Raw genomic sequence first — 15,390 nt, 5'->3', positions numbered from 1 at the left:
TCATTTTCAGTTTTATAACTTGTTGAAAAATTGGGGTTAAAAAGCCTTGAAAGCACCTGCTCCTTCAGGTAATTTTATTATATTTGCGCGACACTTCCCAAAGGAGGATAATAATTGGAAAAGTGTCTGTTTTCTACGTTGTTTTCTTTTGGTGACAGATGTTCATTTTTCCCAAAAGCAATGTATTTATTTTAATTATTAGGCAGAGAGAAAAAATGAGTGAGACAGAAAAAAAAGTGAATTCGTCTGAAGGGAACGGAAATTATTCAGCTTCAAGTATACAGGTGCTGGAAGGACTGGAAGCCGTCAGGAAAAGGCCCTCCATGTACATTGGCGATACCAACGAAAAAGGATTGCACCATTTGGTTTACGAAGTGGTGGACAACTCAATCGACGAAGCCCTTGCCGGGTATTGCGACAAAATTGATGTGATTATCCATGCAGATAATTCCATTACAGTGAGGGATAACGGGCGTGGAATTCCAACGGAAAAGCATTTAAAGGAAAATAAATCAGCGCTGGAAGTGGTTATGACAGTGCTCCATGCCGGAGGTAAGTTCGACAAAGATTCTTACAAAGTTTCGGGTGGTTTGCACGGAGTGGGGGTTTCCTGTGTGAACGCACTTTCATCGTATCTGAGGGCAGAGATCCATCGCGATGGAAAAGTTTGGGTGCAGGAGTATTCTATCGGAAAGCCTAGTGGTGAAGTGAGCCTGGAGGGAGAAGCGGATGATACCGGGACTATCGTCACATTCAAACCGGATGAAACTATTTTTCAAACCACGGTTTACAAATACGAAATTTTAGCCGCAAGACTCCGTGAACTGGCATTCCTGAATGCCGGTATCCGGTTGACCATCGCCGATGAGCGGCAGCAGGAAGATGACGGCCAATACAAATCGGAAACCTTTTTCTCGGAAGAAGGATTAAAGGAATTTGTTGATTACCTTGATAATACAAGGGTGAAGTTAACTCCTGAAATTATTCATATTGTAACCGAAAAGAATGATATCCCGGTGGAGATTGCCATGCAATACAATACCACTTTTTCTGAAAACATTCATTCTTACGTTAATAACATCAACACCATAGAAGGTGGAACGCACCTTACCGGTTTCCGGCGTGGCCTTACCCGTACACTGAAGAATTATGCCGAAAATTCGGGAATGTTGACCAAGTTGAAATTCGACATTAGCGGCGATGATTTTCGGGAAGGGCTAACAACGGTTATTTCCGTGAAGGTAGCCGAGCCGCAGTTTGAAGGTCAGACCAAAACGAAGTTAGGGAACTCCGAGGTTAGTCTGGCAGTGGATCAGGCAGTGAGTGAAGCCCTCTCTCATTACCTGGAGGAAAATCCAAAATCGGCCAAATCCATTGTAAACAAGGTGGTTTTGGCAGCGCAGGCGCGTCATGCTGCCCGGAAGGCCCGTGAAATGGTACAGCGGAAAAATGCGCTGTCAGGTGGGGGATTGCCCGGAAAACTGAGCGACTGTTCGGAAAAAGATCCCTCCCTTACCGAGGTTTTTCTGGTGGAGGGCGACTCGGCAGGCGGAACGGCAAAACAGGGACGTGAACGCCGGTTTCAGGCCATTCTTCCACTGCGGGGAAAAATCCTGAATGTGGAGAAGGCAATGCAGCATAAGATTTTTGAAAACGATGAGATAAAGAATATTTTTACGGCGTTGGGCGTAACTATCGGTACAGAAGAGGATTCCAAAGCGCTGAACATGGAGAAACTCAGGTACCATAAAGTCATTATTATGACGGATGCCGATGTGGATGGAAGCCACATTGCAACGTTAATTATGACCTTCTTTTTCCGCTACATGCAGGATCTGATTAAATCAGGCTACCTGTATATCGCCACTCCACCGCTTTACCTTCTTAAAAGAGGGAAAAAAGAAGCGTATGCATGGTCAGAGCAACAACGCCGCCAAATTATTGACGAGTGGGCCGACGGAGTGGAAAGCAACGTGCATCAGCAGCGATACAAAGGTTTGGGTGAGATGAATGCCGAACAATTATGGGATACTACCATGAATCCGGAAAACCGGACATTGCAGCAGGTAACCATTGAAAACGCTGCCGAGGCAGATCATATTTTTTCCATGCTTATGGGGGATGATGTTCCTCCCCGCAGGAAGTTTATTGAAGACCACGCTACCTATGCGAACATCGATGCTTAGTTGATGATTACAATAATAATATGAATCCGGGCTGTAAAGTCCGGATTTTCCTATTTGATAGTTATGAATATCTGTGTTTTTTGTTCCTCCAGTAATGCTATTCCGGAAGTCTATTTTAGTGAAGCTCAAAAGCTGGGGCAACTTATTGGAGAAAAGGGGCATACATTAGTAAACGGCGGCGCCAATGTGGGATTAATGGAGGCGGTTACTATCGCTGCATCTAATGCCGGGGCGAAAACCATCGGAATTATTCCGGAACGGTTTGTCAGGAGATCCCTTGCTTCAGATAACTTACATGAAGTGATTAGCACCGCAGATATGCAAGAAAGAAAAGCAAAAATGAGAGAAATGGCAGACGCATTTATTGCTCTGCCCGGTGGGTTTGGGACACTGGAAGAGATTCTGGAAGTACTAACCCTTCGCCAGCTTTCTTATCACAATAAACCGATAGTTTTCGTTAACACCCATGATTTCTATGAGCACTTATTTAAACAGTTTGAAGCGTCTTTTTCTGAAAAATTTGTAAAGGAAAGTTTCCGTAAATTGTATTTCTCAGCTGGTAATGCTGAACAGGCCATGGAATACATTACTGCTTACAAACCTGTTGAACCGGATTCAAAATGGTTTGTTGTTCCTAATAAGTAGCGATTATACTGACAAACTTGCATGCAGCACATTAGCCAATGTAACTTTTTAACAAATGAATGCTTAGTGTGTTAAAAATTCCAAAATAGAAGGTATTGTTTGAAAGTTTAAAAAACACTGGCAGATAATTTGCGTTACTTACAGCACTTTGTAAAATTAAAGTTTTATACCATGAAAAATACGAAAAAATATACGCTGACTTTTTTGCTGGTTTTGGCCAGTGCTTTTTTGGGAGTGTGGATGTATAACGCCTTTTTTGCAAAATCACAGGTAGTAACCGTTACCGAACAACAACCGATGCGGTATGTAAACCTGCCGTCCAATAGTGGGGAGCAACTTCCGGATTTAACTTTTGCGGCAGAAAATTCAATTCACGCTGTTGTTCATATCGCCACCCAGTCGATGCGGGGAGGAGGATGGAGCAGCGGAAATCCGTTTTTTGACGAGTTTTTTGGGTTGCGGCAGCAGGAACCTCAGATTGCCAGAGGGTTTGGTTCCGGTGTTATTTTGTCGGAAGATGGATACATTGTTACCAACAATCATGTAATCGAAAGGGCACAAAATATTAAAGTAATTTTAAACAATAAGCAGGAATACGATGCGCGCCTGGTAGGAGCCGATCCTTCCACCGACCTGGCCCTGTTGAAAGTTGAGGCAGATAACCTGCCGTACCTTACCTATGGAAATTCAGATGAGTTGAGATTGGGAGAATGGGTACTGGCAGTGGGTAACCCGTTTAACCTGACTTCAACGGTAACAGCAGGTATTATCAGTGCCAGGGCCCGTAACCTGGGAATTAATGCCGATCAGTATTCTATTGAATCATTCATTCAGACCGATGCTGCGGTGAATCCTGGAAATAGTGGGGGCGCTCTGGTAAACCAGTCAGGTAAACTGGTTGGTATAAATACTGCCATTGCTTCGCGTACCGGTTCGTATGCCGGCTACTCATTTGCCGTACCGGTTTCCATTGTTCAAAAAGTAGTAGAAGATTTAAAGGAATTTGGAGAAGTACAACGTGCCTTGCTTGGCGTAAATATCAGAGACGTTGATGCCACACTCGTTAAAGAAGAAGGGCTTGATGTTGCGGAAGGCGTATTTGTTGCTGCGGTTCAAGAAACCGGCGCAGCTAAAGATGCCGGAATAAAAGAGGGAGACGTTATTATTAGCGTGGCAGGGCAGCCGGTAAATTCTTCGGCGGAGCTCCAGGAGAAGGTGAGCCTTTACCGTCCGGGCGATGATGTAAAAATTGTTGTGAAAAGAAACGGTGACAGGAAACAATTTACAGTAACCTTACGTAATAAACATGGTGACACGCAAATTGTACGTGACAATGTTACTGTTTTGGGTGCTGGTTTTGAAGTGATTGGCATGAATGATAAAAGAAAATTAAATATTGAGTACGGAATAAAAATTAAAGATTTAGATAAGGGTAAACTCAAAGATGCAGGCTTAAGTGAAGGGTTTATTATAACCCATGTGAACAAAAAGCCTATATATGAGGTAAATGATTTAAAGAGAGAGATTGGAAATGCGAAGGGGGGAATTTTAGTAGAGGGTGTTTACCCCAATGGCGAGTTGGCATATTTTGTTTTTGGTGTTGACGGTTAAAAATGCACGGAATACCTTTAACAAACTATTAATAATCTTTTTTTTGTGAAGCCGCTCCTTTATCGCTAATTATTAATGTTCTATATTTGCACGTTTTTTTAAGGAGAGTAAGAGAATATGAGACAGCTTAAGATCACAAAGTCCATCACGAATCGTGAAAGTGCCTCGTTGGATAAGTATTTACAGGAAATTGGCAAGGAGGAGCTTATTACCGTTGAGGAAGAAGTTGAATTAGCCCAGCGTATTAAAAAGGGTGATCAGGCTGCTTTGGAGAAATTAACAAGGGCAAACCTGCGATTTGTAGTTTCTGTTGCCAAGCAGTATCAGAACCAGGGACTCAGTCTTCCTGATTTGATCAACGAAGGGAATCTTGGGCTGATAAAGGCAGCGGAAAAATTTGATGAAACCAGGGGGTTTAAGTTTATTTCCTATGCAGTGTGGTGGATTCGGCAATCTATTTTGCAGGCGCTGGCCGAGCAATCAAGAATTGTACGACTCCCCCTGAACCAGGTGGGTTCGTTGAACAAGATAAATAAAGCCTATTCAAAATTTGAACAGGAACACGAACGGAAGCCTTCACCAGAAGAGTTGGCCGATTCGTTGGAGTTGCCGGCTGATAAAGTGGCAGATACACTCAGGGTTTCAGGAAGGCATGTTTCTGTTGATGCTCCGTTTGTAGACGGGGAAGACAACAGCCTTTTGGATGTGCTGGTGAATAACGATTCTCCCAATGCCGACCGGACACTTATTCAGGAATCACTCGCCCGTGAAATACACCGGGCCCTTGCAACGCTTACCGAAAGAGAAGCTGACATTATCCGCTTGTTTTTTGGAATTGGCTGTCAGGAAATGACACTGGAAGAGATTGGTGAACGGTTTGGACTTACCCGCGAAAGGGTGCGTCAAATTAAAGAAAAAGCCATTAGGAGATTGAGGCACACTTCCAGAAGTAAGTTACTAAAAACGTATTTAGGATAAGTTTTTTAGCAATATAGAGCCGCCGCCTTTGTATTTAGCAAGGGCGGCGTTTTTATTTTGTAGCATTCATTCAGGAGCGGCAATATTATACCAGTTCCGGCAGCGCGGTCAATTGGCTGGCAGGAACTTCAACCGAGAAAACGGTATTGATTTGTTCGATGCGCAAAACAAAACGGTCATTTCCCCGGCAGCTTAGCAATTCTCCCTGCAATCCAATGAGTGGCCCTGAAATAATCTCTGCGCGTTTTCCCGGCTCGAATGTTTCCCTGCAAATTTCCACCTCAAAGTCGGATTGCCGGAGCATTTGTTTCAGAAAATCAATTTGTTGATGTGGAATACGGGCAGGTTTTCCTTCAAAGGTAACATAGCACACCACGTTGTCGGTTTGCAGTACCTTTTCGTATTCTGAAGGCTCAATGTTTATAAAACAGTAGCCCGAGATAAGAGGCATTTCTACCCATTTTTTACGATCTTTCCATTGCCGAAGCTTTTTTTGCAGAGGCAAAAAGCATTCGATGTTTTGTGACGTCAGATCGGCATGTACTTTTTTTTCAGCCCGTGAGCGGGTATAAACTACACGCCATACTTTCTGTTTTTTTGGGTGGCTATTTGTCATTTTTTATGTATGGTTGCGCCGGACTACATTGTCTGGTGGATTCAAAAATAGGAATTTCATTTTTTTTGTTGGCAACGATTCCCGGATTTTTTTTATAATAATTAGAAGGGTTCATTCTAACGAGAATTATGATTAATCACACAGGATATTAATCGCACAGTATATAGTTATCCCGACGGGGATTAACAAGCAAAACCGGAAGATTCCCTGCATTACGGATGATTTTTCTTTCAGGGAGGCCCACCAGCCAGTCAAGTGGTGTAATGACCGAACTACCGAGTAGCACAAGGAGGTCGGTATTTGACGTAAGAGCAAAATCCATGGCCTCGAAACTATTTTGCAAACTTGTTTTGTTCCCCTTAAAAATTTTATGGCTGATATCGAATTTCCGAAACAATTTTTTAGTCAGCATAATATTACGTGCCACTTGCCCCTGCGACTCCTTTCTCTTCTCGTTTGCGGCCACAGCTATTATGTTGGACTGGTTAAACCGGCCAAACCACGAGCACCAGAGTGCCGTGTCGCTGTTCTCCTTGCGTAAATCAACAGGTAATACAATTTCCCGGAATGGGGATAGCGGAGCCTGTGTATTTATAAAAAGAAACGGGACCGGGCTTTCGGTTACTGCTTTAGAATAACTTTTAAACCTTGAAGAATCGGCAATCAGCAGAATCGCTTCGTAGTCGTCTGCCAGAATCTCCGGTAAACTTCTGAGCGGCTCCTGCAAAAGCAGTACAGAAGTTTTGAGATCGGGAATTTCTTTTTTTAGGGGAACTGTGTAGTCAATCAGTCTTTGTTTGTATGCACGGTGGTTTTTTACTTCTTTCTTATGCATGCGGTATGCCAGGCAAAGTTCTTTTTTGAATATCGAAGCGATTTTTACTCCGCTTAAAATAAGACCTTTGTCTGACGGGGAAAGGGTTGTAAATACGATAATCTTTTGTTCCTTCTTTTCGCCCATTTCTAAAAATGGATAAAAATAGAGAATTCCTAACAGGAAAGAAAACCGGGGACTTGAAAAAAATCAGGAAGAGGTGCAGTAAAATTGCCTATTTTTATGCAAAATTCATAGTGCCGCATGGTCAATGACAAATTGCTACATCCGGAAAGTATCGCTGTAATAGGAGCATCGAACAATACCATGAAACCCGGAGGGAAATTGGTGAAAAACCTGGTAGATCACCCGTTCAGGGGAAAACTTTACGTTGTCAATCCGAAGAGCAAAGAAATTCAGGGGATTCCTGCCTTTTCAACAGTGGAGGATTTGCCCTCTGTCGATTTGGCTATCCTGGCCATTCCGGCACCATTTTGTTTGCATGCAGTAGAAGTACTGGTTGCACAAAAAAATACAAAAGCAGTTATTATCATTTCTGCCGGGTTTGGGGAAACCAGCGAAGAAGGCAAAAAACTGGAGCAGCAGATTGCACAGGTGGCTAATCGTTTCGGGGCTTGTCTAATCGGTCCAAATTGTATTGGAGTTATGACTCCACATCATGCCAGCGTTTTTACTACTCCGATTCCCCCACTTGTACCGGGCGGGTGTGATTTTATCTCCGGTTCCGGGGCAACAGCGGTATTTATTATGGAATCAGGCATCCCCAAAGGAATACGGTTTGCCAACGTATTTTCTGTGGGTAACAGTGCACAAACCGGGGTTGAAGATGTGCTGGCTTACCTTGATGAAACGTATAAGCCAGGTGTCAGTTCCCGGGTAAAATTGCTTTATATTGAGAATATTGACAACCCCGATAAATTGCTTTTTCATGCTTCATCACTGGTTCGTAAGGGGTGTAAAATAGCAGCTATTAAAGCAGGCAGTTCTTCTGCGGGCAGCCGGGCGGCCTCGTCACACACCGGAGCGCTTACCAGTTCCGATGCTGCTGTGGAAGCGCTGTTCCGGAAAGCAGGGATTGTACGTTGCTACGGGCGGGAGGAGCTGACCACTGTGGCCGGCGTATTTATGTGCAAAGAGTTGAAAGGAAAAAATCTGGCCATCATTACTCATGCGGGCGGACCGGGCGTAATGCTTACCGATGCATTGGAAGATGGTGGTTTGCATATTCCGCAGATTCCCGATTCTCCGGCCAAACAATCCCTGAAAGAGAAATTATTTGAGGGATCCTCCGTTGAAAATCCGATCGACTTTTTGGCGACCGGTACTGCTGAACAACTGGGAGATATTGTGGATGCCTGCGAGAACGATTTCGATGTGGATGGTATGGCTGTGATTTTTGGTAGTCCCGGACTTTTTCCTATTCGCGATGTATATGAATTACTGAACGAAAAAATGAAAAGCTGCCGGAAGCCAGTATATCCTATTTTGCCATCCATTATCAATGTAAAAGAGGATGTTTCCTACTTTCTGTCGCACGGAAATGTAAACTTTCCTGATGAGGTTTTGCTTGGCCGGGCGCTCACCAAGGTTATACATACTCCGGCTCCTGCAACCTCCGGGAGTTTTATGGAAGGAATCGATTTGAAAGCTATTCGGGCCATTATTGAACAGGCGAAAGAGGGTTACCAGCCACCTGGAATTATCCACCAGTTGTTTGATGCTGCCGGCATTCCGAGGGTGAAGGAAATTGTAGTTACCAGTGAAACAGAAGCGGTGTTGTCTTCCCTTAATATCGGTTTTCCGGTCGTGATGAAGGTAGTCGGACCGGTACATAAGACCGATGTGGGGGGAGTAATTTTGAATATCCGGAATGTGGCGCAGGTACGCAAAGAGTTTCATCACCTGAAAGAAATTAAGGGTGCTGAAGGGGTAATGGTAGCACAAATGGCGTCGGGAACTGAGCTTTTTCTGGGCGCAAAATATGAACAGGATTTTGGGCATGTGGTGCTGTGCGGATTGGGTGGTATTTACGTGGAGGTACTGAAAGATGTCGCTTCAGGACTGGCACCGCTTTCGCTGGAAGAAGCGGGTTCGATGTTGCGGCAGTTAAAATCATATAAAATTTTGAAAGGCTACCGTAAACAGGAAGGGGTAAATATTCCGCAGTTTGCAGAAATTATTGTACGGCTTTCTAACCTCCTGCGCCATGCGACTGAAATTAAGGAAATAGACATCAATCCGTTGCTGGGAAATGAAACTGAAATTTTGGCCGTGGATGCACGGGTGAGGGTGGGGAAGAGCAGCAATGAGTATTCGTAAATAGTGTGTATTACTTAAAATTAAAAAGGTATGACAACCAAACAGAATGAATTTTACTCTTCGATTTCAAAATACTATACCGAAATATTCCCTTATAATCCTGCACAACTTCAGTATGTAATAAAAAGTACAGGTTTGCTGGCGGATAAGGAAGTTTTGGATATTGGATGTGCTACCGGCGAACTGGCCTTTCAATTATGTAAAGCAGGGGCTCGCGTTACCGGTATCGATTTGAATGAAGATCTGCTGCGCAAGGCACAGTTGAAAATTATGGATGAGGGAGCCGGCCAAACCGTCCGGTGCAAATTTATAAAAGGGAACATGCTGGAACTGGGAAATGACTTTCCCCAGCAACAGTTTGATGCGGTGGTTTGTTTTGGGAATACGCTGGTACACCTGCCTTCGCCTGAACTCATTGGAGAAATGTTGAAAGGCGTTTCTACGGTGTTGAAGCCCGGTGGGTATTTTCTGGGACAAATTCTCAACTACGATTATATTCTGAAGGAGCAGGTTTCGGAATTGCCACTCATCGAAACCGAAAATATAAAGTTTATCCGGCATTATGTTTTTGAGAAAGACAGTCCGTATGTCCGGTTTCAGACAGACCTGCACCTGAAAAAAGAGGGGAAAGTAATTTCCAATGAAACCCTGCTTCTGGCGTTAAAAAGCAATGAGTTGACAAGCCTGTTACACCTGGCCGGTTTTCAGGATGTTGAATTGTTTTCCAACTTCAAAGAGGCATCGTTTGGCGGGAAGCATTTGCCGCTGGTGGTAAAAGCAAAGCTGAAAACTTAAAAACAAAACTCAAAGATCCTGCAAATTACTTTTTGCAAAATAAGTTTGTGCTTGCTTTTGTTTTTTATGCCAGATCGTTCTTTCCGGGGAAAACTCAGTATATCAATCTAATGTTTTTCCGATTCCGGCTTCTACATCTGAAAGAAAATAAAATGGCTCCTTGAACTGCGGCTCCCCAGAAAATGGATCCTGTTCCGGAGAGAGGTGCGGGTCAAGATCGATAAATGCGAAGTTACCCAGTCCGGCAGCAAAGTGAACCGAAGCTCCCAATCCCAAACTCGTTTCCAGCATGCAGCCAATCATAAGTCCCATGTTTGCACTGCGGGCAATGGCAGCAATATCCAGTGCTTCCACTATCCCGGATTTCATCAGTTTGATGTTTATCAGATCAGCGCATCCCGTCCGAACGACCTGAATGGCATCGGCGGCGGTAAAAACAGACTCGTCGGCAGCAACCGGCACGGAAGTGTGTTCTTTTACAAATTTCATCCCTTGCAGATCGTGTTTCTCAACCGGCTGCTCGAACAGCTCGGGCCGGATGCCGTTCTTTTCCAGTTCTTCCAAAAAGTGAACAGCCTGGACAGGAGAATACCCCTGGTTGGCGTCAAGCATGAGCCTGCAATCCGGGGCGCCTTCTTTGATGGCCAGAATACGGTCGATATCGTCTGTGAGTTTTTTCCCAACCTTGGTTTTTAATGTTTGGTAGCCTTTCCCGCTGAGCTTTTCCGCATTTATCCTGGCCGTGTCGGGAGGTACAATATCAATGGTGTAATCTGTTTCGATTTTATTTTCTGCTCCTCCCAGAAATTTATAAAGCGGGATTCCCAGCGATTTTGTATATGCATCTATCAGCGCCATTTCAACAGCGCAACGTGCGGTAATTTGTGCCCAAAATACGCTTTTCAGGTGTTTGGATATCTGCCTGAAATCAGCGGCGTCTTTCCCAACCAGAAAATCTTTGCAACTTTTTAACGTAGCCAGTACCGTCGCCTGATTTTCTCCATTGATCGGTTCCAGCGGTGCCGCTTCACCATAACCTTTTATTCCGTTTTCCAGCAAGACGGTAACCAACACATTTTCAATCTGGTGCTTTACCCCGATGGCAATGGTAAACGGTTCATCCAGCGGAATATTGATTGGTTCTATAAAAACAGCTTTAATTTTAGTGGGTTCCATATTTTTCTCTCCATTTTTTTAGAATGAATAACAGGTTCTCAATTTGTTCTGTGGTGTGGTTTGTGGAAGCCGTTATTCGGATGATAAAATTATCCGTTTTTACAGGATAGTCCACAGCAGGGGCAACAATATGATTCTCTTTCAGGTATTCCGACAGGGCTTTTGTTTTTTGCCTGCTTTGAAATAGAATGGGGATAATGGGGGTGCCTTCTCCGGTGGTGTGAAATTCCATGTTTTGGATGCCTTTTCGGATTAGTTCAGCATTCTTTTTCAACTTTTCGCGCAGTTCCGGTTGTTGCTGAATCAGGCTCAATGAAGCACAGCCGGCCGCCACCAGGGGAGGGGGCAGGGCAGTGGATGCTCCGTAAAAGGTGGATTTCGACCGGATGCTTTGAATGAGTGTTTCGTCTGCCGCAATAAACCCACCGTAGGCTCCAAGCGCTTTGCTCATGGTTTCTGACTGGTAGAGGTTTTTTGCATTTTGCAGGTTAAAATGCTCCGGTGTTCCCGTACCGTTTTTCCCCAGTACCCCTGTTGCATGTGCATCGTCCACAATAAGCAGGGCATTGTATTTTTCGGCCAAAGAATATATTTCATCCACCGGGGCAATTTTTCCAGTAAGGGCAAAAATGCCGTCGGTAATAATCAGCGGCCGGTGTTTTTTATTTTTTTTGAGAAGGTCTTCCAAATGGTTGGGGTTGCAATGTTCGTAAATGCGGGAAGGTATTCCGCCGGGAACTCCGTCAGAGATGCTGGGATGTGCCTGTGCATCGGCAAATACAGTGGAATATTGCCCTTTAAGAGCATGGAACAACAACCTGTTTCCCAGGTACCCGGTGGCAAATACAACCGCATCCTGCCGGGTCTTGAACCGGGCCAGCAACTGCTCCAATTCCAGATGAATTTCAGAAGTACCTGTGGTTTGCCGCGATGCCGAAAAACTAATGCCATATTTTTCCAATGCCAGGGTAGCAGCCTGAATGACATCAGGATGGTGGGCAAGACCGAGGTAATCATTCCCGGCAAAGTAGGAATAATGTTCGCCATGTATAGTAATATAGTTGCCTGTTTTGCTTTGAACTTTCAGCATTGTGTCAAATATATATTTTTTAAGTGACTTGCCTGGAATGATATCAGGCTGTTGCGTCTCTGTAAAGTCCCGGAGAACAGTGAAACGTGTCGCCTTAAACTACATTTTATAACTGATTTTGTACCGACCGCTTTTTAGGGGCACCACGTTTGTTTCGTTTTCTTTGAGTTGATAATCCGTATTCTCAAGTGTATATTCTTTTACTCCTGAAGGAAGGGCAATACCGGCTTCAGTTCCCACCGGAATTTCAATATCCATTTGCAGGGTATTTTCACCCAGCTCCCAGTTTACAGCCAGTTTCCCGTTAGGCGTTTCCAGAAATGTTTTTGCCCAGGTTACTCCTTCCGGTATTTGTGGCTGTATGTGTACTTTTTGATATGCCGGAACATCCTCAACAGGTCGTATCCCTCCAACTGCCTGATAGAACCACGAACCAATTCCATTATAACAATTATGAATCCTGCTGCGATGCCCGTTCCAGTGTTCCCAGGTTGTTGTAGCCCCGTTGTCTATCATGTAAAGGAATCCGGGATACTCCCGCTTTTTTAACATCGAATACATTAGCTCGGCGGCCTGGTTTTTTACAGCCCATTCCGTGATTACCGGGAGTCCAACCAACCCGCACGCCAGGTGTCCTTTCCGGTTGTTGTTTGTTTCATTATAAAATGATTCTGTTACTTTCTCCTGAAGGTTTTCGGGAACTACACCTGCAATTATCGGGTAGGCCAAATCAATCTGTGTTCCTGTTCCATATGTATTATCCTGTTCCTCAAAAAATACTTCATGAATTTTCTTTTGCAGCTGTTCCATTTTTTTTGCGTACATTTTTTCATCCTCCGGTTTTTCTAAAACCCGGGCAATTCTCTTCATGTTGTCGAGGCAAACAGCTAAAAACGAATTGTTTACCACATCAACCGACGCCTCTGCGGTTTGGTCAATCCCGTCCGGTGTGGCCCAGTCACCCAGGTACCAGGCACGGTAATCAGTGTCGGGCCAGCGCTTTAACAATCCGTCAATACTGTATTTATCCACATATTCCAGCCATTTTTGCATAGCAGGATAATGCTTGTTGAGAAGTAAGGTATCGCCATAATTCAGGAAGGTGTTCCACGTTGCCGTAATGATAAAACCACACCAATAAGGACCACCCCCGGCAGCATACGGGTTCGGTGCTGTATGTGGCATTCCTCCATCTTCGCGGATGACATCAGCCCAGGCCTGCAGCCAGTTGGTATAAAGCGGTCCCAGGTTGTACATCGTCTGCGCAGTTACGGTAGAAGCATTTCCATCACCCCCATAACCTAACCTTTCAATATGCGGGCAATCTACCAGGTTACCGCTAATACTCAAACAGCGAAAAGTGTAAAGCAACATGTCGTGAATCTGATTTAGGTCCGGGTCGGAACATTCAAAGCCTGAAGTCGCTTCATAATCAGTATGAATAAGGTATGCCTTAACCGTTTTGAGTTGGGGCATTTCTTGTAACCCGGAAACACGAATGTACCTGAAAGCATGATAATTAAATTTATTTTTAAATACTTCCGGCCCGGTTCCGGATGCAATGTATTTATCGTAGTAATTTCGATCGGTAAATTTTCCGTCCTCCGAAAGATGGTCGCAATAGTCCAGCTTAATTTCCTGCGCTTTTTCTAATCCGGAAAAATGCATCTCTACCCATCCGGTGAGGTTTTTTCCCATGTCAATCAGGAAGGTGTCTTTCCCAAATTCACTTATTTTCAGTGGAAGTATGGTATCCTGTATCCGGCTCTGTTCAACCATTTGCGGGCTTACACTGTGAGAGGGAATCTCTATCACGGAAACCGGTTGCCAGTTTCTCCCCGGTGTATCATCCAGTGTTAAATCACTTTTTGTTAATTCCCCGTTTAAAATTTCCCCACCAAAACGGTCTGGTTTCCAGCTGCCATGCCTGATATAGCTGCTTTCCCGTCCTTTCCAGGTTGAATTGGTTGCCAGGATAACTTCTCTTTTTTTATTCCCAATCTTTTCCAGTTGCGCTTTTACCACCGGCCCGTTGTTGGCAACACCGGGATGTCCGTCGGTGTACCAGCCGCTTCCCAACCAAATCAACAAGTCGTTCTTTCCGGTTTTTACATACAGTGAAACATCGTAGGTATTTATCAGCGAACGTTTACCAAACTGCGAAATAGCCGGCGCAAGCACCCCGTTGCCTACTTTTTGTCCGTTCAGATAAACTTCATGGTACCCCAGGGAATTTACATGTAACAATCGTTTCGAATCGGTTTCTTTTACCTCAAAAGAGCTATATACCTGTGGGCATTCGATGTAACCTCCGTCTGTGTTAAAACCGATATAATCGGCCCGCCAGTCGTTTTCTCCCAAAAGGCCGATTCCAAACTCTGCCGGCTGGCTCCAGTCTGAGATATTATCTGCTTCATCCCAAACACGGATCTTCCAGTAAGCATGGCTTCCGGGCTTCAGCGGTTCTCCTTCGTATTTAATCCATAACGATGATGCTGATGCGATTTTACCGGAGTCCCATAAATCGGCCTCGTTCTTTTTTAGCTGTTCCTTGTCGCTGGCAACAAGAACCTGAAATGCCGACTGGGTAGTGCCGTTTTTTGTACTTTTTATTTTCCAGCTAAACCGGGGTGCTGTTTTGTCTATTCCCAACGGATTGTGAAGGTTTTCACATTTTAACTCTTCTGCATAAAAAGTTTTTTTTGCTTGAGTGCACGCCAAAATAGAAACAGAGAGTAAAAAAAGCAGGATGCCATTCTTTATAGATATCATGTTTTTAGTAGTTTATTGAAATAGTTAAAATCAGAATTAGTAGTAAACCGGTTTCAGACTTGTTCGCTTTTAATTTTTAAGTCAAAAAATTTACCTTGCTAAAAATACTCTTTTTCGATACAAGATCCATAAAATGGAATAGATACAGATACATTTTTTACATAATCCGGGGAAGATTTACTTTAACCGCAGAGAGTGCAGAGAAGACACAGAGAGCCGTAGAGTAGTATTGCAACATAAATGTTTCTTTTGGATTGAATGTTGGGTATTTCTGAAGGAGGAAACAAAATTTCCAAGAATCAATATTCAATTCCCAATAATCAAAGGAAATTACTATTTGGAAATTGAGTATTGGATATTCTGCATT

General features: G+C 44.0%; 11 protein-coding genes. 6 read left to right on the top strand and 5 right to left on the bottom strand.

The genetic code is table 11. From position 1 onward, the window contains the following. The first annotated feature begins 215 nt into the window (after positions 1-215). From gyrB to D1164_RS12785, 4 genes are all read left to right on the top strand, one after another. Positions 216-2,186: a DNA topoisomerase (ATP-hydrolyzing) subunit B gene (gene gyrB, locus D1164_RS12800; RefSeq protein WP_119350449.1), complete on the top strand. Its 1,971-nt coding sequence runs from the start codon at positions 216-218 to the stop codon at positions 2,184-2,186. Positions 2,187-2,249: 63 nt separating this feature from the next. After that, positions 2,250-2,831 (top strand): LOG family protein, encoded by a 582-nt coding sequence (locus D1164_RS12795; RefSeq protein WP_119350377.1) that lies wholly within the window; start codon positions 2,250-2,252, stop codon positions 2,829-2,831. A 171-nt stretch (positions 2,832-3,002) separates the two neighbouring features. Beyond that, on the top strand, positions 3,003-4,442 hold the full coding sequence (locus D1164_RS12790) for a Do family serine endopeptidase (protein WP_119350376.1): 1,440 nt from the start codon (positions 3,003-3,005) through the stop codon (positions 4,440-4,442). A 117-nt stretch (positions 4,443-4,559) separates the two neighbouring features. After that, positions 4,560-5,420, top strand: coding sequence for a sigma-70 family RNA polymerase sigma factor (locus D1164_RS12785; RefSeq protein WP_119350375.1), 861 nt, complete (start codon positions 4,560-4,562; stop codon positions 5,418-5,420). A gap of 85 nt (positions 5,421-5,505) precedes the next feature. Here the strand turns inward: D1164_RS12785 and D1164_RS12780 are convergent, their stop codons facing one another. After that, positions 5,506-6,036, bottom strand: a complete 531-nt coding sequence (locus tag D1164_RS12780; RefSeq protein ID WP_119350374.1) for a UpxY family transcription antiterminator — start codon at positions 6,034-6,036, stop codon at positions 5,506-5,508. 148 nt (positions 6,037-6,184) lie between these two features. After that, entirely contained in the window at positions 6,185-6,997 is an 813-nt protein-coding gene (locus D1164_RS12775) for a hypothetical protein (protein ID WP_119350373.1), read from the bottom strand. 117 nt (positions 6,998-7,114) lie between these two features. Between D1164_RS12775 and D1164_RS12770 the strand changes: the two genes are divergently transcribed. Beyond that, positions 7,115-9,190: an acetate--CoA ligase family protein gene (locus tag D1164_RS12770; RefSeq protein WP_119350372.1), complete on the top strand. Its 2,076-nt coding sequence runs from the start codon at positions 7,115-7,117 to the stop codon at positions 9,188-9,190. Positions 9,191-9,220: 30 nt separating this feature from the next. Beyond that, positions 9,221-9,985 (top strand): class I SAM-dependent methyltransferase, encoded by a 765-nt coding sequence (locus D1164_RS12765; protein WP_119350371.1) that lies wholly within the window; start codon positions 9,221-9,223, stop codon positions 9,983-9,985. Positions 9,986-10,087: 102 nt separating this feature from the next. On the opposite strand, the gene D1164_RS12760 is transcribed toward D1164_RS12765, so the two are convergent. The 3 genes from D1164_RS12760 to D1164_RS12750 all read right to left on the bottom strand — a co-directional run bounded on the left by D1164_RS12760 (position 10,088) and on the right by D1164_RS12750 (position 15,023). Continuing rightward, entirely contained in the window at positions 10,088-11,161 is a 1,074-nt protein-coding gene (locus tag D1164_RS12760; RefSeq protein WP_119350370.1) for a dipeptide epimerase, read from the bottom strand. Further along, positions 11,148-12,251 carry an aminotransferase class I/II-fold pyridoxal phosphate-dependent enzyme gene (locus D1164_RS12755; protein ID WP_119350369.1) on the bottom strand — a complete coding sequence of 368 codons (1,104 nt, stop codon included), beginning with the start codon at positions 12,249-12,251 and terminating at the stop codon, positions 11,148-11,150. The genes D1164_RS12760 and D1164_RS12755 overlap by 14 nt, the downstream gene beginning before the upstream one ends. A 99-nt stretch (positions 12,252-12,350) precedes the next feature. Beyond that, entirely contained in the window at positions 12,351-15,023 is a 2,673-nt protein-coding gene (locus D1164_RS12750; protein ID WP_119350368.1) for an alpha-L-rhamnosidase, read from the bottom strand. Between the last annotated feature and the right edge of the window lie 367 nt (positions 15,024-15,390).

The sequence above is a fragment of the Mariniphaga sediminis genome, assembly GCF_003573545.1.
Classification (GTDB): domain Bacteria; phylum Bacteroidota; class Bacteroidia; order Bacteroidales; family Prolixibacteraceae; genus Mariniphaga; species Mariniphaga sediminis.
This window is presented reverse-complemented; position numbering and strand designations above follow the sequence as displayed.

Bases quoted from the DNA above. Each gene is read 5' to 3' on its own strand.
- D1164_RS12760 (WP_119350370.1), bottom strand. From the start codon at position 11,161: ATGGAACCCACTAAAATTAAAGCTGTTTTTATAGAACCAATCAATATT.
- D1164_RS12775 (WP_119350373.1), bottom strand. From the start codon at position 6,997: ATGGGCGAAAAGAAGGAACAAAAGATTATCGTATTTACAACCCTTTCC.
- D1164_RS12765 (WP_119350371.1), top strand. From the start codon at position 9,221: ATGACAACCAAACAGAATGAATTTTACTCTTCGATTTCAAAATACTAT.
- gyrB (WP_119350449.1), top strand. From the start codon at position 216: ATGAGTGAGACAGAAAAAAAAGTGAATTCGTCTGAAGGGAACGGAAAT.
- D1164_RS12785 (WP_119350375.1), top strand. From the start codon at position 4,560: ATGAGACAGCTTAAGATCACAAAGTCCATCACGAATCGTGAAAGTGCC.
- D1164_RS12750 (WP_119350368.1), bottom strand. From the start codon at position 15,023: ATGATATCTATAAAGAATGGCATCCTGCTTTTTTTACTCTCTGTTTCT.
- D1164_RS12790 (WP_119350376.1), top strand. From the start codon at position 3,003: ATGAAAAATACGAAAAAATATACGCTGACTTTTTTGCTGGTTTTGGCC.
- D1164_RS12780 (WP_119350374.1), bottom strand. From the start codon at position 6,036: ATGACAAATAGCCACCCAAAAAAACAGAAAGTATGGCGTGTAGTTTAT.
- D1164_RS12755 (WP_119350369.1), bottom strand. From the start codon at position 12,251: ATGCTGAAAGTTCAAAGCAAAACAGGCAACTATATTACTATACATGGC.
- D1164_RS12770 (WP_119350372.1), top strand. From the start codon at position 7,115: ATGGTCAATGACAAATTGCTACATCCGGAAAGTATCGCTGTAATAGGA.
- D1164_RS12795 (WP_119350377.1), top strand. From the start codon at position 2,250: ATGAATATCTGTGTTTTTTGTTCCTCCAGTAATGCTATTCCGGAAGTC.